The 23,773-nt window shown below is 64.7% G+C and carries 20 protein-coding genes and 3 pseudogenes; 12 read left to right on the plus strand and 11 right to left on the minus strand.

Going from position 1 to position 23,773, the window contains the following annotated elements:
* Nucleotides 1-12 precede the first annotated feature (12 nt).
* The 5 genes and pseudogenes from ABZ803_RS29715 to ABZ803_RS29735 all read right to left on the minus strand — a co-directional run.
* The gene (locus ABZ803_RS29715; RefSeq protein ID WP_357044353.1) at nucleotides 13-4,680 is read right to left on the minus strand and encodes a serine protease; all 4,668 of its coding nucleotides are present in this window, start codon (nucleotides 4,678-4,680) and stop codon (nucleotides 13-15) included.
* Between the two features lie 6 nt (nucleotides 4,681-4,686).
* Nucleotides 4,687-5,115, minus strand: a complete 429-nt coding sequence (locus ABZ803_RS29720) for a hypothetical protein (RefSeq protein ID WP_357044355.1) — start codon at nucleotides 5,113-5,115, stop codon at nucleotides 4,687-4,689.
* 198 nt (nucleotides 5,116-5,313) lie between these two features.
* Nucleotides 5,314-5,587 (minus strand): annotated as a pseudogene (locus ABZ803_RS29725) (transcriptional regulator); the annotation flags it as partial.
* Between the two features lie 394 nt (nucleotides 5,588-5,981).
* On the minus strand, nucleotides 5,982-6,608 hold the full coding sequence (locus ABZ803_RS29730; RefSeq protein WP_357044357.1) for a hypothetical protein: 627 nt from the start codon (nucleotides 6,606-6,608) through the stop codon (nucleotides 5,982-5,984).
* Nucleotides 6,609-6,914: 306 nt separating this feature from the next.
* Nucleotides 6,915-7,718: pseudogene (locus ABZ803_RS29735) on the minus strand (DUF4238 domain-containing protein); the annotation flags it as partial.
* A gap of 150 nt (nucleotides 7,719-7,868) precedes the next feature.
* Between ABZ803_RS29735 and ABZ803_RS29740 the strand changes: the two are divergent.
* From ABZ803_RS29740 to ABZ803_RS29760, 5 genes and pseudogenes are all read left to right on the plus strand, one after another.
* On the plus strand, nucleotides 7,869-8,438 hold the full coding sequence (locus ABZ803_RS29740) for a hypothetical protein (RefSeq protein WP_357044359.1): 570 nt from the start codon (nucleotides 7,869-7,871) through the stop codon (nucleotides 8,436-8,438).
* A gap of 592 nt (nucleotides 8,439-9,030) precedes the next feature.
* Complete coding sequence (locus ABZ803_RS29745) at nucleotides 9,031-10,371, plus strand: hypothetical protein (RefSeq protein WP_357044361.1); 1,341 nt, start codon at nucleotides 9,031-9,033, stop codon at nucleotides 10,369-10,371.
* Nucleotides 10,372-10,593: 222 nt separating this feature from the next.
* A pseudogene (locus tag ABZ803_RS29750) lies at nucleotides 10,594-10,938 on the plus strand (MsnO8 family LLM class oxidoreductase); the annotation flags it as partial.
* Nucleotides 10,939-10,958: 20 nt separating this feature from the next.
* Complete coding sequence (locus ABZ803_RS29755; RefSeq protein WP_357044399.1) at nucleotides 10,959-11,411, plus strand: hypothetical protein; 453 nt, start codon at nucleotides 10,959-10,961, stop codon at nucleotides 11,409-11,411.
* Between the two features lie 18 nt (nucleotides 11,412-11,429).
* A complete protein-coding gene (locus ABZ803_RS29760; RefSeq protein WP_357044363.1) occupies nucleotides 11,430-11,636 on the plus strand; it encodes a hypothetical protein in 207 nt (68 codons plus the stop codon).
* Nucleotides 11,637-11,833: 197 nt separating this feature from the next.
* On the opposite strand, the gene ABZ803_RS29765 is transcribed toward ABZ803_RS29760, so the two are convergent.
* The 3 genes from ABZ803_RS29765 to ABZ803_RS29775 form a co-directional block, all read right to left on the minus strand.
* The gene (locus ABZ803_RS29765; RefSeq protein WP_357044365.1) at nucleotides 11,834-12,040 is read right to left on the minus strand and encodes a hypothetical protein; all 207 of its coding nucleotides are present in this window, start codon (nucleotides 12,038-12,040) and stop codon (nucleotides 11,834-11,836) included.
* A gap of 528 nt (nucleotides 12,041-12,568) precedes the next feature.
* The gene (gene def, locus ABZ803_RS29770) at nucleotides 12,569-13,186 is read right to left on the minus strand and encodes a peptide deformylase (RefSeq protein WP_357044367.1); all 618 of its coding nucleotides are present in this window, start codon (nucleotides 13,184-13,186) and stop codon (nucleotides 12,569-12,571) included.
* The gene (locus ABZ803_RS29775; protein WP_357044369.1) at nucleotides 13,132-14,103 is read right to left on the minus strand and encodes a helix-turn-helix transcriptional regulator; all 972 of its coding nucleotides are present in this window, start codon (nucleotides 14,101-14,103) and stop codon (nucleotides 13,132-13,134) included. The genes def and ABZ803_RS29775 overlap by 55 nt, the downstream gene beginning before the upstream one ends.
* 190 nt (nucleotides 14,104-14,293) lie before the next feature.
* Here ABZ803_RS29775 and rfbB point away from each other — a divergent pair, with 190 nt between their 5' ends.
* Genes rfbB through ABZ803_RS29790 form a run of 3 tightly spaced genes read left to right on the plus strand, consistent with a single transcriptional unit; the run spans nucleotide 14,294 to nucleotide 17,457 of the window.
* Nucleotides 14,294-15,304, plus strand: coding sequence for a dTDP-glucose 4,6-dehydratase (rfbB, locus tag ABZ803_RS29780; RefSeq protein ID WP_357044371.1), 1,011 nt, complete (start codon nucleotides 14,294-14,296; stop codon nucleotides 15,302-15,304).
* Nucleotides 15,285-16,343 (plus strand): ATP-grasp domain-containing protein, encoded by a 1,059-nt coding sequence (locus ABZ803_RS29785; RefSeq protein WP_357044373.1) that lies wholly within the window; start codon nucleotides 15,285-15,287, stop codon nucleotides 16,341-16,343. Before rfbB ends, ABZ803_RS29785 begins: the two co-directional genes overlap by 20 nt.
* Nucleotides 16,330-17,457 (plus strand): DegT/DnrJ/EryC1/StrS family aminotransferase, encoded by a 1,128-nt coding sequence (locus ABZ803_RS29790; protein WP_357044375.1) that lies wholly within the window; start codon nucleotides 16,330-16,332, stop codon nucleotides 17,455-17,457. The genes ABZ803_RS29785 and ABZ803_RS29790 overlap by 14 nt, the downstream gene beginning before the upstream one ends.
* On the opposite strand, the gene ABZ803_RS29795 is transcribed toward ABZ803_RS29790, so the two are convergent.
* The 3 genes from ABZ803_RS29795 to ABZ803_RS29805 all read right to left on the minus strand — a co-directional run bounded on the left by ABZ803_RS29795 (nucleotide 17,445) and on the right by ABZ803_RS29805 (nucleotide 20,712).
* Nucleotides 17,445-18,584 carry a UDP-N-acetylglucosamine--N-acetylmuramyl-(pentapeptide) pyrophosphoryl-undecaprenol N-acetylglucosamine transferase gene (locus tag ABZ803_RS29795; RefSeq protein WP_357044377.1) on the minus strand — a complete coding sequence of 380 codons (1,140 nt, stop codon included), beginning with the start codon at nucleotides 18,582-18,584 and terminating at the stop codon, nucleotides 17,445-17,447. The two genes, ABZ803_RS29790 and ABZ803_RS29795, sit on opposite strands and share 13 nt — an antisense overlap.
* A 405-nt stretch (nucleotides 18,585-18,989) precedes the next feature.
* Entirely contained in the window at nucleotides 18,990-20,186 is a 1,197-nt protein-coding gene (locus ABZ803_RS29800) for a hypothetical protein (RefSeq protein ID WP_357044379.1), read from the minus strand.
* A gap of 268 nt (nucleotides 20,187-20,454) precedes the next feature.
* Nucleotides 20,455-20,712 carry a helix-turn-helix transcriptional regulator gene (locus ABZ803_RS29805; protein WP_357044381.1) on the minus strand — a complete coding sequence of 86 codons (258 nt, stop codon included), beginning with the start codon at nucleotides 20,710-20,712 and terminating at the stop codon, nucleotides 20,455-20,457.
* Nucleotides 20,713-20,973: 261 nt separating this feature from the next.
* Here ABZ803_RS29805 and ABZ803_RS29810 point away from each other — a divergent pair, with 261 nt between their 5' ends.
* The 4 genes from ABZ803_RS29810 (at nucleotide 20,974) to ABZ803_RS29825 (ending at nucleotide 23,743) form a co-directional block, all read left to right on the plus strand.
* Complete coding sequence (locus ABZ803_RS29810) at nucleotides 20,974-21,420, plus strand: hypothetical protein (protein ID WP_357044383.1); 447 nt, start codon at nucleotides 20,974-20,976, stop codon at nucleotides 21,418-21,420.
* A 14-nt stretch (nucleotides 21,421-21,434) separates the two neighbouring features.
* Nucleotides 21,435-22,580 (plus strand): site-specific integrase, encoded by a 1,146-nt coding sequence (locus ABZ803_RS29815; RefSeq protein ID WP_357044385.1) that lies wholly within the window; start codon nucleotides 21,435-21,437, stop codon nucleotides 22,578-22,580.
* A gap of 311 nt (nucleotides 22,581-22,891) precedes the next feature.
* Nucleotides 22,892-23,188: a hypothetical protein gene (locus ABZ803_RS29820; protein ID WP_357044387.1), complete on the plus strand. Its 297-nt coding sequence runs from the start codon at nucleotides 22,892-22,894 to the stop codon at nucleotides 23,186-23,188.
* A gap of 381 nt (nucleotides 23,189-23,569) precedes the next feature.
* Nucleotides 23,570-23,743: a hypothetical protein gene (locus tag ABZ803_RS29825; protein WP_357044389.1), complete on the plus strand. Its 174-nt coding sequence runs from the start codon at nucleotides 23,570-23,572 to the stop codon at nucleotides 23,741-23,743.
* The last annotated feature ends 30 nt before the right edge of the window (nucleotides 23,744-23,773 follow it).

The following is a 23,773-nucleotide window of genomic DNA, read 5'->3' on the forward strand; positions in this document are numbered from 1 at the left end:
CCTCACGTGGGATCAAGTCAACTGCGCTTTTCCGGTAGCGGTCATGCGGGCGGCCTGCTCGATGTAGGTGGCGGCTACCTCGCCGACGGCGTTCTTGTCGAGCAGTGCCACCGCTTGCAGCGCTACGGGCCAGCCAGGACAGGAAAGGGCGGCCAGCACCGCCGACACCGCCAATTCCCTTGTCCCCGTTCGATGCGCGACCAAAGCGATCAACGTCATCGAATCAGCACGGCTCGCGCAGCCAATCGCCTCCCTCAGAACCTCCCGCGCCGAATCGAGTTCGCCCGCGGCGCTGTAGGCGTGCGCGATATGCGCGAGGACCTCCGACGAGTTCTCGTCGTCGCCACTCAAAACGACCGAGGTTCGCGCGGCGTCGGCGGTGGCGACCGCCGCGTTGCGGTCGCCCACCACCGCCTGCGCTCTGGCGATATGTGCCAAACATTCCCCCGCAACGATGCCCGATTCCAGCATCGAGGCCGCCTCCGAGGCCCCGGCGATACTCTCGCGGGCGAGGTCGTGGCTGCCGGCCAGCGCCTGGATTCGCGCGATGTGGGACAAGAGGTCGACCCGACTCGGGACCGACTCGACGGCGAGTGCCGACTCGACCGCATCGGCCAGGGTTCTCTCGGCCTGCTTCTTCGAACCGGCGGCGAGCCGTGCTCGCGCGAGATACACCGAGGTATCGATGGCCGTCCGATCGACCGAAATACTCGCCAGAAGTTCCGTCGCGCGGGCGAAATCGCCAGTCTCCGCGTACGCTCGCACCAGTTGGGCCAGCACGCCACTGACAGCACGCGATTCGGCGGCTCGGCGGCTGGTCTCGACCGAGAATTCGATCTCACTGAGAAAATCGGCGCGGAAGACCGACGTCACCGAGGGATCGGACCAATAGCTCGCGAAAGCTGTCGATGTCCAGTAGGACCGACTATGTCGCATCTCAATCGTCGCACGCTGCACGCTCGTGGTGGTGTCCGCGATGAGCGACCGGCTCTCGGGCGATCCGCCTTCGGCCAGTACCCGCGCTATATGGGCGAGCGTCAGCCGCCGCACTCGACCGACCGACACCAGACGAATCGTGGACTGGCCTTCCGCGTAATCGCCCGCCATGGTTTGCGCCAGCGCGATATGAGCAAGGCTTTGCGCGTAGACGTGCTCATCGGTAATGACCGCCAGGACATTGATCGCGGACTCCAGGACGTGTCTGGCTCGATCATGGTCGTCCCGGTCGGTCAGCGCTTCGGCGATCAGCGTCAGGCATTCCGCTCTGGGACGCGCCTGCACGATCGATCGGCTGGTACGCAACGCGGCGTCCAACAGCCCCGCACGGGTCTGCTTGCGAGCGACCCGCGCGGCGATGGTCGATCGAATGGACTCATCCGTCGACGCCTGCGCGACGGTCAGCGCTTCGTCGAACAACCCGGCCTTGATCATCCTCTCCGCGAGATACACCCGACATTCGTCGCGATCCGATGTGTTGGCGATCTCGGGAAGTGTGGCCACGGCGTCCTCGAATTCCGCATTGTCTGCGCGCGCGCGAGCGAGGATCATCGGCATCATAGGCAGGGCCCACCGCCGTACGCGCTCAGCCTCCGCGGCGGCCCTGGCCTCCCCGTAGCGTCCGTCTCGGGCAAGTCGGATCGCGACATGTTCCACGACCTCCGCCGCCTGTCTGCCCGGCAGGTCGGTGAGCGATGTCAGCGCCGCGTCGAAATCACCTCGATCGGCCCGAGCGATGGCGATCGACGCGATGGCTTCGGACCGTGTGCCCTTGTCCGCGATGGTCGCCGCGGTGCGCTCGGCCGCCTCGAAAAATCCTCGATGCGCCTGCGCGGCGGCCAATTTCGCGAAGGTCGCCGCCCTGTCCGCGATTTCCTGCGCGGCGGCGAAGGTGGCCTGCGCGGCCGCCGGGTCCGAATCAGCGAGTTCCTTCGCTATCGAGATCAAGATCTCGCTTCGCGTCTCATTGCTCGGGATACGTTCGGCTGTTCGTCTCGCGTTGGCACAATCACCGATCACGATCTGGCGGCGCGCAATCTCTTCGAGGCATACGATCCATTCGAGGTCACTGGCCCGGACCCGCACGGTGGCGTTCTGGATGTCCTCGTCGCCGATCCCCGATTCCTCGATCAGGCGGGGCGGTACGGTGAGCCGTTCGGCCTCGCACAGCGTGAGTTCGGCGCGTCGGCGCTCACCGGCTGCCACGAGCGCTTCGGCCGCGGCCGTGAGGGCGAAAGTCCGTCTGCGCGGAGATCCGATCCGCACCGCCGTCGTGACGATCTCATCCCATCTGCTCAGTTCAACCTGGGCCGCCACAATGTCGACGAGACGCTGTCCGGCGACGCGTTCGGAGATGGGCGCGGTGGTGGTCGTCCCGGAGTGCTCCGAAAGCAGGTCGAATGCGCTATCCAGGGTCGCGCTGACGTCGTCGATCAGCCCCCCGGCTCCCTCCGCGCGCGCGATGGCGATCAGGGCCTTGACCCGATCGCTGTGGGGTGAGATATCGGACACACCGGCGCGCACGTCCCGCAAGATCGCGCGGGCGGCGCGCGAGTCGCCCCGTCGGCCGTGTGCCACAGCGATATCCGCTCTGGCCTGCACCCGCAACATCGAGTTGCTGATCTGCGGAGCAGTCGCCGCCGCGTCTTCGAGCGCCCCCATGTCGATCTGCGCGGCGACGATGGAGTACAGGTATTGATCGGTCGAGCTGCGACTGTCGGCCGAGTTCGCGATGGACTTCGCGGCCGTCGCCTGGGAAAGGCGCACCAGCAGCCGCAACATATCCGCCGAGACGAACCGGTACCGTGCGGAGACGAAATCACGTTCCACGGCCAGACGGGCCGCGATACCGATGTCGGGCATCGGCAGAGTCGTGTTCATCGCCTCGCAGATGCGAATCTCCTCGAGTGTCTGATGACTTCCACCGAAACGCCCGATCAGCCACCGATGTCTGCTGCGGTCGAAGGCCAGCGCCAACAACTCGTCGAGATCGTCGCGCTGCGCGAGCAGTCGCACCAAGCCGCGCTCGAGGAATTGCGGGGTGTCGTCGGTCCAGCCCTTGCGGAGATGAACGCGTGACCACTCGCGCAGCCGCTGGTAGTAGGTGTCGTAAACCTGCAACCCGAGCTGTTCCTTGATGAGCGCGCCAAGGGTTTCGTGCGAGGCGACCACGAGATCGGACGCATGCGGACCGAGGCCGCCGCGTCTGCCCACAATCTCCACACTCAGTCGCAGGGAATGCCAGATCGTCATGCGCACCTGCGCCAACGTCGCGTGCGTCAATTCGGCGAGTTCGCCGACGGCCAGCGCGGAATCGGCGGCCGACAACAGGCCGAGGATGTCCATCGCGAGTCCCTCGCCGACTCCAACGGTCGACTCGATCTCCTTCGCCGCCGAGCGCTCGATATCCTTGACATGTGCGGAACGGGAGAGTTCGCGCCGCGCAGGCAGCATCGGATGGGCATCGTCCAGCCCCTCGAAGACGGGCGGGTAGGGGCGGCTCGTCACGATGATCTTGAGATTGTCGATCACCCGCGCCGGAAGCAAGGAGACAATACTCGTGGTCGCCACGGAGTTCGCACTGAAATAACGATCTTCGTCTAGACCGTCGATCAACAGAACCAAAACTCTACCGCGCGTTCTGCACTCACGCGCTCCGCGCTCGAGCGCACGAAACAACCATCCTGCCTCCGCACCCCGGGTGACCTCCCGAATCGATTTCGCCGTGGTGACCGCAGCCAGTTGCATCCGGACGATCTCGAGGAAGGCCGCGGCATCGCATCGGTCAGGACGTCGGGCATTGACGAAGAACGATATGACCTCGACCCGTTCCGGCGGATACGCTACGAAGTATCGGATCAAGGTCGTCTTACCCGACCATTTTCCCGCTGTCCAGGTGAGGTAGAAATCCGCACTCGCGCAGAATTCCGCCATATCTCCGATTTCGGCGGACCGGCCGTGAATTCCCGCGTACGGCAGCTGATCCAGCGCCTCGGTGCGGTGGTCCTCGAGGATACCGGAACGGTCATTACCCGACTCGACTCGAAAGATACCGTCCGGGGTCGTCCGCAGAATTCTCAGCAGCGCGGGCGAGACTTCATCGAAGACCGGAACCAGTCGCCGGGCGAGCAGTGCCGCGGGCTCGGTCACGTGATCGGCGACGATGACGCCGATCAGGACGTTGTCCACCCAGACGGGAGACCCGGACATACCCTCCCATCGCCTGTCGTTACGATTCGGTGGGCCTTCGGTGTTGTAGTAGAACCAGAACTGGCTGCTCCGTGCACCGGAGAGCGCTGTCACATTCCCGATGACCTGGAATGTGTCACGAAATCTACGCTCGCTGTCCCACGCCAGCAGCGGGTAGCCGACCGCTGTCGCGTCATAGACCGAGCCGGTATCGAGCAGCACGCCGACCGTCGCCGCTCCCGGATCGTGTAGACCTGCGCTGCGGACCGCGAATTGAACCACCGCGACATCCGACATCACCTCCGTCCAGGCCGTGCCGAAGATATCCGTCTCCCTGGTCGAGCCCGCATAGAATCGGATCTTCACCGACACCGCCCCGCGAACGACGTGCGCGGCTGTCAGAATCGAGGAGAAACCTATCCAGTAACCGGTGCCGACCGAGATCCGATCATCGGCACGCCGGGTCAGTATTTGGACGATGTTGCGAGCATCCATTGGACATCAGATTTCCTCACCGGGAAGCGCATGGCCGGTGATCGGCCGCTGGGACGGTTCCTGCTTCTTCCGCACACCCGGAATCCGGCCGGTCAGCATGAAATCGACGTCGAGTGTTCGCGACCGCCGCACCAATAGCGCGATGATGACGAGGTAGAAAAAGAATCCCGACGCCAATCCGATGGAGTACCAACCGAATAGTGCATTGCCCGCCGGAAACAGTGTCAGAACCGCCGCGCCGCCGAGAGCCGACAGCAGCGTCGCGATGTCGCGGACTCCTGTTCGATCGACGCGATAGCGGTTCACATAGTAGAGGTTCCAACCAATCACGACGCCGAAAGCGAAAGCGCCGATACACATTACGACGGTTGCGGGCGCCTGCGCTTCCAGGGCGGCTTGATTCGCCAGCCAGCGCGGTGCGGTGGAGGCCACCATGATCCCTCCCGATTCATGCGAGTGCGTAGATCCCGTGCGCTCACTATCGGCGGCGCTCCGATCACGTTACGGGTTCGGCCTGCCGTCGGCACTGCAATTCGATGCGGGCCGCCCGACTCTCGACCGCGCGGCCAAACGCGCAGCGTTCACCTGTTCGACCGGTGCACTGTCTTCTCGGGACTCGCTCATCGGATCTTGTATGCCCCAGGGGATGGCTTCGGCGTACCAGCGGAACAGGCGGATCGAGGGCGGGGTGGTGTCGCACCAGTTCGGCCCAGCAGGCCGCGGTGGCGGCGCCGATCTACGGTCGCGGGAGCAGCCGGGGCGGGAGCAAGGGGTCGGGATCCACCGCGCGGGTGAATCCGGCGGCCAGGGCCACCGCGATCCTGGTTCGTTCGACGCGGGACGCGCCTGGCAGGCCGGCGCGCAGCGCTTCGGCGGCGGCGAGCAGGCGGCGGTGGCCGTCGGCGACGAGAACGGTGGTGGTGCAGGTCGTGAAGTAATAGGCCGCGCCCGAATCGGCGGTGGCGGCGCGGAGCCGGGATTCCCAGGGACCACCCGGGCTCTACTCCCGGGTGGTCGCCTTATCGGGGACTCGCCACTGTCACCGATCGACTACGAGAACCACATGGCCGCCGTGTGTGCGACGGCCGGGGCGGCCTGGTCACGAGACGAGGCCGCATAAAGGACCCTTCACACTTCGAGGGGATTGACAGATTTTCCCTTCCGGCGCTGGACGCAGATCGGTTCGAGGCGCTCCGATCAGCCTGGGACGCAAGACATCCCGAACAACCTCGATTGCAGTTCGAGGCGCTGGTGTACGCGATCAAAGCTGGACGCCAGATCAACATCCGGTACCAGTTGATCTAGAGGAACAGCTCACGTATATCGGTGCCAGGCGGAAGCACCATGACCGCTGCTGGTGCACTTACTACGGTCTCGGCCTGCTGGTCCGTACTGCACACGGCGCACCGGTGCCACGTTCCGGCGATCCTGATCTGGACTGGCGACTGCGGTACCCCCGTCGCGGCAGCGCATTTCTGCGCCGCCGCCAACGACAGTTGGTTGAGCTTGTCAGAGAGTTCAACCGCGAGCTTGACACCCTCATCTATCAGATCCTCAATCTCCGCAATGAGAGTCCGGATCCGCTGCTCCGACCTATCGACCGGCCTGTTCTTGTGTTCGAAGATCGAGCTGCGACCGCAACTGATACAGCGATCACGCCCGATTGCATGAACAATGGCGTTGCGCTGTTCAGCTGTGGATTTGACCTGCAGAAGCCACGCTCGGAGGCCAAGAGGGAGCATCGCCGAGTGACGCTTCTCCACGCCCAACAGATCGTTTGCGAGCTGGCCTGTTGTCGATTTCGTCGATGGCTCGACTACGGGGCCGTACCGAGTGACAGCCTCGCGCATCTCAGCGAGCAGCGCACTAAGAGACGCGTCGCTGAGGACCAGTTCCCCAACCAATCCGCCCATACCGTTCGTTGCCACGTCAACATGGTAGGCCGTTCGGCCGCGCCAATCGCGGGTATTTCACGGGCCGTAGTAGACCTTCACAGTGACCAGCGCTGACAGGGCAGCGACGACCGTCGAAGCCATGCTCGGACCGCCCGTGCCGCATCGACGGGTCCTCTTTCTCTGGACTTCCAGCGAACGCTGGATAATGCCGCTGTGCGCGCTGAGCGAAGGGGTCACGCCGCGGTGGCAGGCGGGCCCAGAGTCTGTGCGGCTCAGTACATCCGCCTCTGCGGAGAGTGCGCGGTGGGGCGGCGAGATCCTAAGGGGGGATCCGCGACTCTATGAGTTGTAGGGCTGCGCGTGGCGGTCCAGGCGCCGGGGCCGTAGCCGCTTCGGTGCCGACATCAGCGCGTCTCGGGCCGCGCCGCCGGAGCCACAGCCCGCAAGCAGCGGCGCACGCTCCGGGATGGGAAGCGATCGAAACGGGGGGTCGTCTATGCGTCCGACGATCACGTCCAGGCAGACCTGGGCGGTTCTACCGTTGATCGTCGCGGCCAGCTCGTCGGCATCTGAGCCGGAGACCCGCTCCCACATCACCGCACCGGCCCACTCGGTGGCGGGGCCGAAGAGCAACAGGGTGCGCGGACTGATCGGCATGGCTATCTCCGTGGCTGCCTCGACATTGTGGGGCTCGGTCGTATACAGGTGCACCAACCGGCGAACCTCAGGCTGCCGGCGTCCTTTCTTGCGGGCGCGCTCGAGTTCTCGCTGGAACTCTTCGTCATTGATCGCGCACTCCGGCCGATGGTGAACCGGATCGCCTGCGGTGTTGAAGACGACCGTCTCATCATCGATCAAGAACAGCGGGCGATCGACGGTCAGCAGGCAGAAAGTGCGATACATCAGCTCCTCGGTGACCGTGTCGGCCAGTTGCCGAAAAAGTTCGAGGTGCTGGTTCTGATGGGGAGCGAACTCAAGGATGCGCAACTGGTCTTCGGACAGCCTGTTCGGCTCTGTCAGGGCTGCCGCTGTTTTCGCATACCAGTCGACCAACAGCTCATGTTCCCGGCGCCTTCGAGGGCCACGGACGATCTGGAACGCGACGAACTCCGCCAGCCGGATGAACTCCTCAGGGGTCAGCGCGGTGTCGTCTCTGGCCGCGAACGAGTTGTCGTCACACCGACCGCAGCCAAGGGCCCTGGCCGGGTAGAATACGCGCGGCCGTCTCGACCCTTGATCCCCTCGACGGCCAGTGTCGTTGTGCGGCTGTTAATCTCGGCTTAAGGTTCCCAAATGGGAAATCCCGCGCGATTGACTCTGCGTGAGTGGGTAGCCTGTGATCGCGATACTCAGACCCGGGTGTTCGGCTGGGCTAGTCACGAACTGATGCCCGCCCACGCGTCGCAGGCGATGATGGCGTTGTCGGTGGCGCGGACGCTGCGGCCCGAGATCCGGCTCCATGACTGCCTCGCGGTGCACAGCTGGGTGGCCTACGACGGTCAGCGGTCGGTGGCGTTTATCTCCGCTGAGCTGTCGAGATGGCGCCGGCCGGAGGTGTTCTCACCGAGCGAGTCGTTCAGCGAGCCGACAGGACCGTGGATGTCCTTCTCGACGCTGGTTGATCCCGAGTTGTGGGGCCGCGGGTACGCGGGCGCAGCCAAGATGGCCGCGTGCGAGCATCCCATGGCGGCGCCCGCGGAGGCTTTCCACGTCTGCATCCGTGACGATAACGCGCGCAGCCTGTCGGCGATCGTCAAGCTCACCGGCATCGAGGACATCGGCACCTCCGTCGACGACGGTCACCAGTGGCGGCATTTTCGATGGCGATACAGGTTGACTCCAGTCAGGACGAGTGAGCGATAATGCCGCTGGGCGGGCTACCGACGAGTCTCGCTACGGCTCGGGAACATCCCGTAATGCCGATTGCCGGAGGGTCGGGGCGATGGGTGCCCGCCCCGAGACTTCCTCTGATCGGCCAATATTGGTGCTGACACCTGATCCTGAAGCAGCCCCCGGCACGGATCGCGCTGACGATGGCGTTTCGCAGGCCGTGCCTGTACAGCTGGATCAGCGAGCCCATCGACAGGCGCGCGGTTCGCTGCGTGGGTGTCCAGGACCCAGGCCCCCGGATGCATCTCGCCCTCTCAGAGCGATTGCGCGAGCCGGAGAAGAGCTCGATGTCGGCGGTTGACGACTACGGTGGCAGTATGGATTGACTGCGCACAGGACCGGCAGTCCCGGAATATCGATAGTTGAGTCAGCACAAATACTATGGAGGCGTATCAGCGTGCAGAGCTGTACAACGTGTGGCGCCGGACTTTCCAGCGATGAACTGAACACTTGCGCGGTGTGCGGCTCCACCGGCTTGGTACCGGATCGAGGCCATCGGGCCACCGGTGGATTTCGAATCAGCTTCACGATCTTCGGATGTGCGAGCTGCGGGAAGGTCATTGGCGTGGCGGCATCCACCACAGATCGCTGCTCGACGTGCGGTTCGGAACTGGATCTTGTCGATCGAAAGGTCGAAGCTCGGATAGAGCATTTCGGCTCTGATCTGGTGTGGCTGCAGGAACGCCTTGAACACGTACAGAATCTGGCAATATCGAACAGTGGCACCCGCATGGCTGTCGACGATTTCAGGCGATGGCTGGTGACACTATTCGAATCCACGATGGTTTGGGCTGATCGCCTCCCTGCTCAGATGGGCGAAGGTGATTTCGACGATCCTGACGCCATCGGCACCATGACCGCCTGGTCCAATTTGCTTGCGCTGGCCAACGAGATACTTGATCTCGCAATTGATCTCAAGTCTAGCGCACCTCCGCCCATCCTGTTCTCGGTGCATCGCGCATTGACCGCCGGTGTATTGCTGTTCGGTTCCGCATCGGTCGGCTTTTTCACAACACTGACCGCGCCGACCGCTGAAGTGGCGACCGAACGGATGCGGAACAGTCAAGAGATACTCGACTCCGCGTGCCAGGTCATCATCGACGCGGTCCAGCTGCTGAATCCGCTCGACTCCGGCACGACAACTGCCGCGAGCGGATCCTCGCTGGTTTCGGTGTTCCCCGAAATGGGCGACATCGCCAAACGGGACCCCGTAATGCTTCGGCCATTGATTCCGCTCGTGACCGTGGCGAGGGCAATGCACGACAAGCAGCGCCGGGCGCGCCGAACCGCAGCCGTCCACGCGGCGTTCGACGCTGCGGCCGCCGCGCACACGCGATGGATCGGTGACTTCGACTTCTTCTTGACGACCAGCTCGGTCGCGTGGCGAAAGCTCATCGTCCAACATCAGCGGCTTACACAACTCCTCGAAGCCGGTGACCGTACACGCCCGGGTTGGGTAGACGATCTCCTCGACATCGGAGCAAAGACGGTCGAAGGTCCCTATCGCGCATACGGGAACTTGGTTCTGGACGCGCTCAAGATAGCCAGCGGCGCGATGGGCGCACTCGACAGCACGACCGCGGGGACGGCCGGGTTCGGTACGGTACGCACCGAGTTGGCGGCCCGGTGCCCTCAGCTGGCCGAGAACGTCCACCCGATCATCCGAAACGCGTCCGCGCACTACGACTATCAGACTGAGGGTGAAGTCGTTCGCATACGACATTTTCCACCCCGGACCGGCGCAGCACCGATCATCGAGACACACACCTTCGATGACCTGCTCACCGCCGTGTCTAATCTCTCCGAGCACACCATGGCGATGGCGGTCGGTGTGACAGGATGGATTTGGACTTATGGGTCGGTGTCGGACCGCGAGCGCTTTCGACGCGACTGGTTGACAGCCTGACACCTTGGGGCGCCCGACCCGCTGCTCGCCCAGTGCACGCCACATCACCTCATCCTCGTCGGCGAACAGTTCAACCGCAGCGGCGACGACAACGCAGCTGCAGTATCCAGAAGAACGCTCGCCTAACGCTTCGGCCAATTGCCACAGTGCGCGCGGAACCACTGCACGTCGGTCGGGAACTGAACCAGCACGGGATCCTGCCGCAGAAGGGAACTCGCGAGGATGAGACAGCAGCACGAGGTTCACATCTCGGTTCTGGATACAGCTCCCATCACGCAGCGATCGAACGCGCGCAAGGCGCTGTGTAACAGCGTCGAGCTGGCACAGTTGGTCGACGACCTCGGCTACCACCGGTACTGCGTGCCGGAACACCACGGAATGTCAGGCGTGGAAAGTGCAGCACCGACAGTCGTCGTCGAACGCGTTGCCTCGGTGACCCGGCGAATCCGGGTCGGAGCCGGCGGGGTGATGTTGCCCAACCACGCTCCGATCGTGATCGCTGAACAGTTCGGCACTTTGGAGGCTTTCCACCCCGGACGTATCGATCTCGGTCTCGGGTCGGCGGACCTCGCGACATCGCCGACCGTGTGCGCGGCGAGCACGAACGCACGGCCACACCGTTCGACGATCAGGTTCGGGAACTGCTCGCGCTGTTCGACGCGGACAACGGCGACGGCCAAGCGGCGGCGGTGCCCGCCGTGGGCAACAGACCGGAGATTTGGATGCTCGGCAGTGGTGACCACACCGCCCGGATCGTTGGGAGCCTCGGGCTCCCGTTTGTCTCCGCCCACCATTTGAAGCCGCTGAACACCGTGGCGGCAGTACGAACATACCTGCGAACGTTCCAGCCGTCATCGCTGTACCCGGCTCCGCGGATCTCGATCAGTGTGGCAGTTATCGTCGCCGAGAACGACGAGCGAGCTCAATGGCTGGCCGGATCGCTGAGAATGAAGATCGCCCAGCGCCGACAGGGCCGACCGATACAACTACCCAGCCCGGAACTCGCTGAAGCACCTGGATATACGACGCCTCGAGACTGAGACGACGAGCTGACCGGCGTGATCGTCGGGGCAGCCGCGACTGTGCTGCCACAGTTACAGGCGCTGGTCGATGCGACCGGCGCTGACGAACTTCTGGTCAAGACCGATCTGTTCGATCCGGTCGGCCGATACAGATCCTACGAATTGCTGATGAACGAGGAGGCCCATCGCCTACAGCGGGCAGGTGATCTCCGGCATACGCCTGACGTATCCGGTTCGACATGACTCTGCGCCGATCCCCTCGTATTGTGCAGCGCGGACAGCCCGCAGCGACACCCGTTCGTCTGGTCCGACCTCCCGCCCCGCCCCCGGTCTGGCGAGTGCGGCGGCAGCGCACAGCCCAGGTCTATGGCCGATCCGGACGGAGTACACCGTCCAGGAACGGCCTGCCTAGAGATTCGCTGCCGCGGTCGGCCAGACCCCTATCCCCCGACGCCCGGCGGTGGACTCACCTGTGTGACTGGTACTTCCACCGGTACCCACCGCTGGGATTCGACGTCCCAGCCCAACACCTTCCCGTGCACACCAGGCGCGGTGGGATCGAGGTCGAGCAGGGCCAGACGGGCATCGTCCGGGAGATCGGCGGTGACCAGAATCGCTGCGGCGTCCACGTTCTCGATGTCGAGCACGGTCACCACCTCGACGCCACTGTGAGATCGCCTTGCCCGCTGAAACCAGCGTTGGCGAAGCTTGCCCGGAAGCGCTGCCGCACCGTCGGCGGCACGCTCACCCAGCGCTTCGAGGAACGCCTTACCGAACACAGTCGCCGCGGGCGCAACCGCGCCGAATGCAGCCGCTGACCACTGCAGCACGTCATGCGGCAGTGAGCCGGCATCTACCGGCGGCGGGCCGGCCCCATATGATGGCTGCACGGCATCTCCGCTACCGGCGCCTCCCGGGCTCGAATGTGATTGATTCACGGTTACCCCACCCTCATCGCTTCAGTGCGCACCGATAGTACGCCACTCGGCCTCTACTTCAGACGGTGCAATCCGACCCGTACCTAGATGTCGCCCGCGGCCACCTCCCCGGGTCTATCTCGGCTTGACCGGGCCCGCGGCGGCGTCTGAGTCCCTCAGAGGTGTACTGGCTGGTTTGATCTCGCGAAACGGGACCAGTCCTGAGCCGTTGCGGCGGTGCGATGTGGGATTGTCGCTTTACTGGTAGCTCCAGTTGCGGCCGGTCTGACGGTATCGTTCGACCGGTATCGGTTGCACTTCGGGTTTCATGCGCGCGGTGTAGAGGATGCCGTCGAGGTGGTCGATTTCGTGCTGTATGAGACGGGCGAGACCGTCCTGATACTGCTCCCGGTGGACTTCGCCGGTGAGTGCGGTCGCTTCGACCTCTATTCGAAGGGGCCGCTGTACTTTTCCGCGGACGTCGAAGAAGCTGAGGCAGCCTTCGTACTGCTCGTCTTCGTCGTCGGAGTGGGCGACGACGGTGGGGTTGAGCAGCGTGATCGTCTCGGTGTTCGGTTCGGGCGGCTGGACGACGGCGACTCTGCGACCGATACCGAGTTGAGGCGCGGCGATTCCCATCCCTTTGGCGAAGTTGTGGACGCGGCGGGCGCGGTGCATGGCGGCGATAAGGTCGTTGACGATCGCGGTGGCGAGGTCGTGCTCGGTTGGGAGGTTCAGTGGCTGGCTGGGCTGGTGGAGTATGGGGGTGTCGGATTGGACGATTCCGATGCCGCGCATGGCGTCGCTGGGTTTGGTTTCGATCACGGTTGCTTCCTTCCCTGCGTGATTGCCTGGGGTGAGGATCGGAATCGCCATTCCATCCGGTATCGGGTGTGGAGCGGTGGCCGGGTGGTGTTCCAGGTGAAGATCGCGGTGTCGTTGTCGTCGTGTCTGGCCGGTGCGGTGGGTAGTGGTCTGGCGTCGGCGGTCATCGATGTTTCGATACCCCACACGGCGGGGTCGAGCGCGGTGGGGAATGCCAGGGTGACCTCCAGCCGCTCGGTGGGCAGGCGTACGGCCCGTTGGAACCAGCGGCCCCATTTGGTGTCGCCGACACTGTAGACGTAGTCGATCCACACCGAATCGCCCGGATACAGCGGGAATCGGGCGTTGTCGTTTTCGAACAGCAGCCACACTTCTTTGAACGCGTCGTGGTCGTGTTTGGCCTCCCACCGCATCGGCTCACCACCGCAGGCTGCGGTCAAATCCAGTTCGTCCCAGGTCAGTGGATTGTGCCGATAATGCTGCTTGGACCGTTCAGGCTCGCCGGGGAACCGGTCGACGCTGATGCGGATGAGGAAGCGGGTGATCGGCTCGACTCCGATGTTGCGCAGCAGCCGGCGCATCGTGAGCCGGTAGACGGTGCCGTCGTAGTCGAGGCGAGCGGCGTCGTGCTCGACGACGAGATCGGTTCCGGGGTACTGGCTCGACAAGCCCGGTGTGGTGGCCGGCACGGGCTTGGAGGCGTGGAGTTTGGCGGTCTCGTAGTCGCGCCAGCGTTTCCAGATCGCGGTGCCTGACTCGAGGGCTTCGTCGGCTCGGCGGGCGAAGTCCTCGGTGGGCCGGTGGCGTCCGGATTCGATGTGGCTGACATAGGAGGCGTCGAACCCCATCCTCGCGGCGAGGGCCTTCTTCGCCAGCCCTTTGACGTCGCGCCAGTAGGCGACTTCGGCGGCGAAGGCTTCGGCGGCCTGGTCGACGCCGAGGCTCTGCTGTCGCTGTGGTGTGTTCAACCCTGAAGCCCCCGACTGCGGTGTGATCGCGTGAATGGAATGAACCGTGAGTGAGTCCAGTTCAGCATTCCCTCACCCCCAGCGCCACCGATTCACTGAACCCACGCCCGCAGCCGGCCAGCCACCGTCAACCACGGTGGCGCTGCTGAAAAGCGCTTGGCAGTCGGACATTTCAGAAAGGGGTAGACGATTGAGCAAGGTACTCGTCACTGGTGGGGCGGGCTTCATCGGCTCGCATGTGGTGCGTCGGCTGCTGCGGCGGGAGTCCGGGTTCGAGGTGACGGTCCTCGACGCGCTGACCTACGCCGGCCACCGCGACAATCTGGCAGATGTCCTCTGCTCGCCGCGGCTGCGGTTCGTGGAGGGCAACATCCTCGACGCGCGGTTGGTCGACTCCCTGATGCGCACCCACACCGCGGTGATTCATCTGGCCGCCGAGTCACACGTGGATCGCAGCTTCTACCAAGCAGGCAACTTCCTCACCACGAACGTGTCGGGCACGCAGGTGCTGCTGGAGGCCGCGATGCGGCACGGGATCGGCAAGTTCGTGCATGTCTCCACCGATGAGGTATACGGGCCGTTGGCCTCCGGCGCGGCGACCGAGCAGTACCCGCTACAGCCGACAGTGCCCTATGCCGCGTCGAAGGCGGCGTCGGACCTGGTGGCGATGTCATACTTCCGCACCTTCGGTGTCCCGGTATGTATCACTCGCTCCAGCAACAACTTCGGTTCGGGACAGCATCCGGAAAAGATCATTCCGTTGTTCATCACCCGCCTGCTCGAGGGCGAACCGGTGACGTTGCACGGTGACGGCGGGCATGTCCGTAACTGGCTGCCGGTCGAGGACAACTGTCAAGGCCTGGAGCTGGTGCTGCGGGAAGGGGTGCCGGGCGAGGTGTACAACCTCGGTGGCGGCACGGATCTGACCAACCATGAACTGACCGACCGGATCCTCGCCGAACTCGGCTTGGGGCGGGAACGTGTCCGCAACATCCCTGACCGGCGTAGCAACGACCGCCGCTACGCAATGGACTGGTCGAAGATCGCCGCGCTCGGCTACCAACCCACGCATGCGTTCGAGCAGGCACTGGCCGACACCGTCCGCTGGTATCGCGACAACCCCCGCCGGTGGGCGCCACTGCCCCGGGATCCATCGGCGCCGATCGCGGCGATCACACTCGATGCGGCGGGCGGTCAGTGAGATGACACAGCGTGTTCTGGTCACCGGCGTCGGTGGCCAACCCGGCTTCGACCTGGCGCGCCGACTGCTCGAACTCAATTGTGACGTCATCGCCACCGACGCCGATCCACTCGCGAACGGTCTCCTGCTGCCCGGCGTGACCCCGCGACTGACGCCACCGGTCACGGCAGCTGACTACACGAGCAGACTGCTCGGGCTGTGCCGGGAAACTCGGCCGGACGCCCTCTGGTCGGCCGTTGAAGCCGAACTTCCCCACTTGCTGGATATGAGCGGCGCACTGGAGAAGACCGGGGTGCGGATGTGGCTTCCGCCGCGGCGAGCGGTGCAGGCGGGTTTGGACAAGGCCTTCTTCCATCAATTATTGGCTGCACACAACATTCCCACTCCGGCCAGTTGGCTGCCGTCGCAGATCGACGACGTTCCGGACGGGGTCGCGTTGGTGGTGAAGCCACGGCATGGGCAGGGGTCGAAGAACGTGGTGTTCTGCTCGACGCGTCGGCAAGCCCGCATGCTGTGTGAGCTGGTGCCTGATCCGATCCTTCAAACCAAGCTCGACGGGCGCGAGTTCACCGCGGACTGCGTGGTCGACCGCGATGGTCGAGCATCAGTCGTTCTGCGGTATCGGCTGCTCACCAAGGGCGGATTATCGATGGTCAGCGAAACCTTCCACGACCAGCAGGTGCACCACCGAGTGATCGAGACGTTGGAGGCGGTGCAAGCGTCCGGATTGTGCTGCGTCCAAGGTTTTTTGCGCGACGGCGGCAGTGGTCGGGTGGTCATCACAGAGATGAATGCCCGGATCGCGGGAGGGTTCATGCTCGCCGAAGCAGCAGGCGCAGACCTGGTCGGCCAAACTTTGGCAGGACTGTGGGGGCACCCGATCGATCACGGTCGGTTGACCTATCGGCCTGGTGTTCGGCTGGCCAAAGCCACCACAACCCTTGCGGTCACCGAGCATTCCCGGCTGGGGCAATCAGCTCAACCGGACACATCGGTGTTCTTGGCGCTTCAAGGAAGGAGTGACGATGACGAACGTTGACCCTGCGAGCAGGAACGCCGCACCGTTTCTGCACGGCCCGGAGTTTGCTGCGGTGGCCGAGGCGTTGCGGGCCGGGCAGTATGGTCACAACGTCGCGACCGAAACGTTCGAGTCCGAACTGGCGCAGTTCCTGGGTGTACCGCAGGTTGTGGCGGTTTCCTCGTGTACCGCGGCACTGCATCTTGGACTGCTGCTGGCCGGTGTCGGGCCCGGTGATGAGGTCGTGGTGCCGTCACAGACGTTCTGCGCCACCGTGCATGCGATTCTGATGACCGGCGCGCACCCCCGTTTCGCTGACATCGACGCCACCACACTGTGCGTCACCAGCACCACAGTGCGCGAGGCGATCACGCCCCGCACCCGCGCGGTGGTGCCCGTCCTCTACGGCGGCCGCGCGATCGACCTCAGCGACCTGCGCTCAGAGTTGTCTGAGCGAGGTATCACGGTGGTCGAGGATGCCGCGCACGCCTTCGGCTCCCGCCTCGGTCCGGTCCGGGTCGGCGCCACCGGCACGCTGACAGCGTTCTCCTTCGGACCGATCAAGAACTTGACCTGCGGGGAAGGTGGCGCGTTGGTCCTTTGCACACGTGAGCAAGCCGATCGAGCACGCACCCTGCGGCTACTCGGGGTCAGCCAGTCTCAAGCCGCCCGTATCCGCTCGACCACCTACCACGTCGACAGCTTCGGGTGGCGCTACCACCTCTCAGCACTGCACGCGGTCATCGGGAGCGCGCAACTGGCCCGTTTCGACTCGATCGAAACCGCCCGCACGACGTTGTGGCGTGCCTATGCCCGCGCGCTGGCGGACGTGGACGGCATAAGGTTGGTCGACGTCGATGTGCAGCATAGTGTGCCGTTCAACTGCGTGGTACGAGTCGCCAACCGCGACAGCGTGTTCGCTTTCATGCGTGACCGCGGGATCGGCGTCGGGGTGCATTACCCGCCCAACCACACCCAGCCAGCATTCACCCAATGGTCGCGACCGCTGCCGGTCACCGAGGCGACGGCCCGCGAGATCATGAGCCTGCCGTTCCATCCGGCTATAGCCGAACCGGACGTCGCCCGGGTCGTCGCGATACTCCGGAATGCGATCACCACCTGTCAGCGGTCTTGACCAGCGACGGAGATCAGCAGGTTTGTCAGCGCCGTCGCTGCGTCAGGTCGCCCGTGCTCGCGGGCACGCGCCGCGATCGCTGCTCGGCGGCCAGGGTCGCCGAGCAGCGGTTCGATCGCTTCCCGCAAGGCCTGTGCGGAGACCTCGCCGAGCAGCGCGACCGCCGCTGTATGTTCGGCGAGGGTGGTGGCGTTGTGGGTTTGCTCGTTGCCCGCCGAGGACGCCAAAGGGATCAACACCGATGCCTTCCCCAGCGCGGTCAGCTCCGCGATGGTGCCCGCGCCGCTGCGCGAGATGACCACATCAGCCAACGCGAACACATCCGCCAACTCGGGGCCGATGAAGTCGGTGACCACATACCGTCCGCGTAACGATGCGTCGAGGTTGGCGGCGTGCTCGCGGAGTTCGGTGATCGATGTCTTGCCGCATTGATGGATCACGTTGGCTCGCTGGAGCAGCCACGGCAACAGCTCCCGCACGACACGGTTGATCTGGACCGCGCCTTGGGCACCACCAGTGACATAAACGGTCGGCAACCTGCGGTCGAAACCGTTAGCGCCGAGAGCGGCGACCGCTTTGTCAGCGTCACCATCGAACAACTCCGGCCGAACAGGGTTACCGGTGACCGCGGACTTCGCCGCGGCGCGGTGCGGCAGCAACGCCAGACTGGACTCCGACGACAGTGCCACGCAAGTCGCAAGACGGGCCAGTACCCGATTGGCCAGGCCCAAACGGACAGTCTGCTCGTGCACCACCAGCGGCCGACGCCGCAGCCACGCCGCCAACCCGACCGGCACGGTGACGTACCCACCGGTCGCGAGCACCACATCTGGTTGGAACCGGCCCACCGTCCGCCACGCCTCGGCGATACCGCGCGGCACACGCAGCATGTCCGCAACGTTGGCGCGAGTCACCATCTTCAACGGATTAGCCGCACGACGAATCTTGCCCGTCGCCACCGCAGCAAACCTGATACCCTCGCCGACCGCGATCCTCGATTCCAACCCGCCGGCCTGCCCGATCCACAACACCTCGAGCCGACGCCCGCTGCTGGCCAGTTCCTCACGCAGCGCGCGCACTGTGGTGAGCGCGGGATAGATATGCCCGCCAGTGCCACCGGCCGCCACGATCAGCCGAACCTCCGAATGCGGCGAAACTGCCGAGTTCTCGTCGATGGCTGCACTCCCAGTAATAGCGCCGAGGTCCATTTCCCTGAAGTGCACGAGATTATCAGTCCGACCGGACATCCCCATGCAAGCGGCGCGATCCCGCCTCGCGCGGACACCGGCTAAGAGTCATCAGCGACCGCTTTCCCGGCAGGCGGGACAAGGTCGTGGGCACACACAGCGCACGGCGGCCAGTCCCGCCTTTTTCAGAGTGTCCAGTTGGCTCGCCTTGGCACGGCGGCAAGGAGTTCTGGGAGCTTGCAGTGCGGATGCCGGTGCGGGTATGGAAGGCAGAGGCCAGGTTCGGCCGCATCTGAGCGGGTCCGCTGGCTCGAGTGGTTGCGGTCGTCGCATACCGCCGAGTGATCAGTGCGGTCGGTGGAAACCTGGCGATGCAACAGACAGACGCAACGTGTCGTCACGGTGGGTCAGGGTCAGCTCGTACCAGTCGGAGGTGCGGGCGTGAGCGACGATGCCGTCGGCGTCGGCCGACAGCGTCAACCGCCAGCCGTGCTGCTCCCAGATGCGGACGATCACGGGTGGATAGATGTCGGCGCGGTCGGGGGCGGGTGGGTCGAGGAAGTAGCGGGCCTCGAGCCGGTCGACCTGGTAGAGGTTGCCCGCGTCGTCATCGAACGGCAGTATCGTCTCCCCGTCGAGGCCTTCCTGCGGGCGGATGCGCATCTGGCCGCCCAGCGCCTCGAGCAGCTCGGCGACGAGATCGCGGATACGGTCGCGCGCGGCGTCCTCGGTGAGTTCGCGGTTCCACACGACCGCCCGCGCCGCCCTGGGCATGGACATGATCGCCTGCCGCAATCCTTCGGGTGTCGGCGGTGTCTCGGGGGCGGTGGTCTCGGGCGGGTGATCACGCTCGAGCTGGAAGCCGTAGCTAATCAGTTCGTCGAAGGTTGCGGCGAACTCCAGTGGCCGCTCCATGTGGCCGTCGGCCTCCCAGCCGATGGCGCCGCCGGGCAGGTCAGGAGAGACGAAGTAGCGCGTGTCGCCCAAGCCCTTGGCGATGAGCATCGCCCGGCCACCCTGAATGTCCTCGCCCGTTTCCCAATTGTGCACGGCCTCGGGCAAGTTCAGTACCGAATAGGTCTCCATGTTCCGGGGGCGGGTGGGACCATAGGAAATCCCGTCGAGATCGGTGAACCCCGCGTGCACCGTGGTGAGGAACATCCGCAGGGCCTCCGGCAGCGCGTCCCAATACGGCGGCTGGTCGGCGCCGAACGTTTCCGGGTCCCATCCGATCCGGAACTCGTGTGGCTGAAATGGCTTTCGCAGCGCATACAGCAGCACCCAGTCACCACGCAGCAGGCAGACCCGCACATCGTCGAGGCATTCGGCCAACACAGCCCCGAACCGTGGCAGCACGTCGACGAACAAGTCGAGATTCCACAGGGCCACCGCGGCCGCGCGCCGGGCGTGCGAATCGCCACCCGCTGCGATCCCGGCCCACCGCGCCGGGGCATGAGCCGCGGCTGAGGACCCCGGCTCGACCAGCAGCGCGGAGCCGGGACCGAATTCCGCTACGACCCGTGCGAAGTCGACACTGTCCACGACACCTATCGAACAGCATCCCCACCGCTGGCACCGCGACGGCCACCGGACGACGCAGGAGGCGGACAGCCGTCGCGAACCGACACTGGGTCATTGAAGGCCAACGGTGCAATGGTCGCCCCACGAGCTGGCCCGCTGACTGTTAGAGCACACCGAGACGACCGATCAGAGCGGACAAACTAACTGAGGCGTCTGAAGATCGCAGCCCATCATGTGCGCCGACCGCTCCGCGCACAGCCACATCGGCCACCGCAGCGCGGCGGCTTCCTCACACCAAGTCCTCCGGGACAGGAAGATCATCCATCAACTGTCCCGGCGTCGTCTGCAGACCGGCAGCAAACTTCATGATGTTCTCCACCCGCGGACTGCGTTGTCCCCGTTCGACTTGGCCGAGATAAGTCCAGTGGACTCCGCACGCATGCGCGGCAGCTTCCTGGCTCCAGCCGAGTTCGGTCCGGCGGGCACGCACGCGTGCTCCGAACGCCGCAGCGGTCGGATTGAGCGCGGGCTTGCCTGGACTGGACATGTCGGCCCAAGCACATACGTCCCACGCGTATTGATCCAGAGCGTAATCGTCCTATGCACTACCATCCCATGCATAAACGTCCTATAATCCGGTCCGCGGCGATGCGACCCATCAAGCGAAGCGTGTCAGCTCGCCGCTTCTTCTGCGCGACACCGTGTGATGACCACTTCTCGGCAACCTTGCAGTGAATGCACGTCCGTTTTCAGCGAAGAGATCGGAGCTCGAGATGCAGTTCATTGGCGCCGGCCCGGTGGGGGCTGTATGACGCCGATTACCCGGCCCGCGGGTACAACCGCTGCGGCGGTTCCCGCGATGATCCCGGCGCTGCCGTTGCCGGATCTGGCTGCGCTGTCACCTATTCGCGGCGAGCGCGAACACTACGCCGTGTCGGCCATGACTCACCACGGCCGCTTGTGCTTGAAACGAATCACCGACGAGCTGGGCTGGTCAAATCTGCAGTCCCTCGCGGTGAGCATGGATGCCGGAACGGTCGTCCTCACGCCGGGATCGACGCCTCGATCGGCGCCCCTGCGCGACGGCTGGATCTTTCTCTCAGCCGACATACGCCGCGGATGTCGGCTGCGTCCCGGTGATCAGGTCCTGATGGTCGGGTCCGTGAGCCGGTCATCGGTAAGGCTCTATCCCCCGCACGTGCTCACGGCCATCCTCACCGCCCATCACGGACATGGCGCAGAGGAGTCGCGGTGAAAGACGACTCCGCGGTGGCCGCCGCCCGCGTGCTTCTCGACCAACTCGGCATACGCCCCGAACAACTGCTCGACATAACGCACGCAACCGGACCCGTACATGCCGACGAACCACCCTTGACTGAAGGGGGGCTTGCCGAAACACCCGGGTTAACGACGATTCCGACATTCGCTGCCTACGTGGCGCTGGTCGAGGCGGCGGCTTCCCCGGGCTCGTTGCGCAACTACGGGCCGTATTGGAAACGGCTTGTCGAGGAGTGGGGCAGCCGGTTGATCACCGAGCCCACCGCCCTCGAAATCCGGGCATTGGCCGAACATACCAAGAAACATGCTGTGGTGCGGCGCAACTCCCGCGGCGGACACAGCGCCTACGAGCACATGCTCGCCGCGATCCGGCGGGTGTACCGGCACGCCGATGACGACGGCTACCTCACCGATAACCCGGCCCTGCGAGTGCCTAAAAATCGACGGCCGCCCAGCGGCCGCCACGCCCTCAACGACCAGCAGCTGTCCGAAATCTTTCATGCCGCGGCCACCACAGGCAACGACCGCGAACTCGACGCCCTCATCCTGCGCCTACACGTCGAAACCGCCTGCCGCCGAGGCGGAGTACTCAATCTTCGAATCCGAGACCTCGACCCCCGCTACAGCCAGGTCTACCTCCGCGAAAAGAACGAAACGACACGGTGGCAACCGATCTCCCCCACCCTCATGCACCACCTGCAAGACCACATCCGCCAACGACCCTACTCCCGCGCCTCTCGCCAGGACCGATCCGAGAACGCTTCTGTCCTGCGTTACAGCAACGGCCGACACCTCACATCCCGCCGCTACGACCACCTGTGGAACCGGCTGCGCGAACACCTGCCCTGGGTCGCCGCCTACAACGTCAGCGCCCACTGGCTGCGCCACACCACCCTCACCTGGGTCGAACGCAACTTCGGCTACGCCGTCGCCCACGCCTACGCCGGCCACACCGATGCCACCAGCGACACCGCATCAACCACCACCTACATCCGCGCCACCCACGAAGAAGTCGCCCACGCACTCGCAGCACTCACCAACGAACCCCACCCGCTTGATCGCGCAACCACACCACCGCCGACACGACCGGTAATCAACACTCGGCACCCATGGGCCAACCACCAACCTCCGCGGTGAAGCCCAGAACCCCGCGGTGGCGAGAACCAACGCTGTCGATTCGAGCCCGCGAAGTACCGCCCTTGTAGGGCGGCGGAAGCCCTTCGGCAAGGCCCGGGCACCGATGACGTGGTCGCGACCTCGCTGGACGCCGCGCGTCGACAGGTACATCGGGTCGGGTGCTCGCGGGCTGGCTATCTGGCCCCCTATACCGCAGGCGCGCCGATCCTGGTCGTCCTGGGGCCACTGGACGCTGGTTTCACCAGATCGCCTACGCCACACCGATGACTATGCAAGCAGCAAGCCGCGTACGACGAGTGGGAGAACCACCAATGAGCGCACAGGACAAGGACACGAATGCCTTAGTCGAGGGCGAGGAACAGGCTGCCGCAGCCCAGGCGGGCGAGCTGGTGTTCGGCGAGACGATCGACGCCGACACGATCCTGCCTTCCACCGCCGACGACGACTCCTCCGTGGTAACCATGGTGCGGCTGAGGGCGGGCCAGAGGAAGCGGCAGAAGCGGAGGCGCGTAAGCGCGGCCTCGACCTCTCCGAGCCTATTCGGGGCTGGGTCGACGAAGGCTTGGCCGAGGTCGAGGACGACTACCAGATATCGGCCGCTGACCTGAAGCGAATACTCGCTGGGCTGCGCCGTACCGCGTAGGCGGAGCGAGTCGTCGTGTGAATCGATACCACCCCGCCTGGGCCCGCTGCCGACAGGATGTAGGTCAGTTCTGATCTGCGGCCGATGAGTGTGGCCACATCCCGTGGCAGCGTTCCGGTCACGGTCGGCCGCGCCGGAGGCTGCTGCGCTACCGAGTAGTGAATGGAGATATCTCGACCGACTTCATTTTCCTACGGGGTGACGGTTTCGGCTTGGATGTCTTGTCTGACATTGCCTCGTCATGCCCCGCCCTGACTACCCGAGTCGCCGACGGCCACCACGGCGACGGCGATAGAATCTGCGGCTAGGGTCAGCCCGGCGCTATCCAGGAAAGGATGCAGACCGTATGGGCGGAGTCGATGCATCGGCAGGGTTCGCCTATCAGCACGCCCAGGCCGTGCAAATGGCCTTGACCATTGCCACAGACCCCAGCCTGCATGCCATCCGCGTCGAGGTGATGGCGCTTGAGAAGAATCCTCAGACCTGCTCGCCGAATGTCCCCAGGCGGAGCAGGGTTTGAGGCTATCAGGTGGAGCGGTGTAGCGGAACG

The sequence above is a fragment of the Nocardia sp. NPDC047648 genome (assembly GCF_040642815.1).
Lineage (GTDB): Bacteria > Actinomycetota > Actinomycetes > Mycobacteriales > Mycobacteriaceae > Nocardia > Nocardia gamkensis.

Coding starts and splice junctions, on each gene's coding strand:
- ABZ803_RS29810 (WP_357044383.1), top strand. CDS start 20,974: ATGACGCCGATTACCCGGCCCGCGGGTACAACCGCTGCGGCGGTTCCC.
- def (WP_357044367.1), bottom strand. CDS start 13,186: ATGGCGATTCCGATCCTCACCCCAGGCAATCACGCAGGGAAGGAAGCA.
- ABZ803_RS29720 (WP_357044355.1), bottom strand. CDS start 5,115: ATGGTGGCCTCCACCGCACCGCGCTGGCTGGCGAATCAAGCCGCCCTG.
- ABZ803_RS29825 (WP_357044389.1), top strand. CDS start 23,570: ATGGGCGGAGTCGATGCATCGGCAGGGTTCGCCTATCAGCACGCCCAG.
- ABZ803_RS29740 (WP_357044359.1), top strand. CDS start 7,869: ATGGGAAATCCCGCGCGATTGACTCTGCGTGAGTGGGTAGCCTGTGAT.
- ABZ803_RS29785 (WP_357044373.1), top strand. CDS start 15,285: ATGCGGCGGGCGGTCAGTGAGATGACACAGCGTGTTCTGGTCACCGGC.
- ABZ803_RS29805 (WP_357044381.1), bottom strand. CDS start 20,712: ATGTCCAGTCCAGGCAAGCCCGCGCTCAATCCGACCGCTGCGGCGTTC.
- ABZ803_RS29790 (WP_357044375.1), top strand. CDS start 16,330: ATGACGAACGTTGACCCTGCGAGCAGGAACGCCGCACCGTTTCTGCAC.
- ABZ803_RS29820 (WP_357044387.1), top strand. CDS start 22,892: ATGAGCGCACAGGACAAGGACACGAATGCCTTAGTCGAGGGCGAGGAA.
- ABZ803_RS29715 (WP_357044353.1), bottom strand. CDS start 4,680: ATGGATGCTCGCAACATCGTCCAAATACTGACCCGGCGTGCCGATGAT.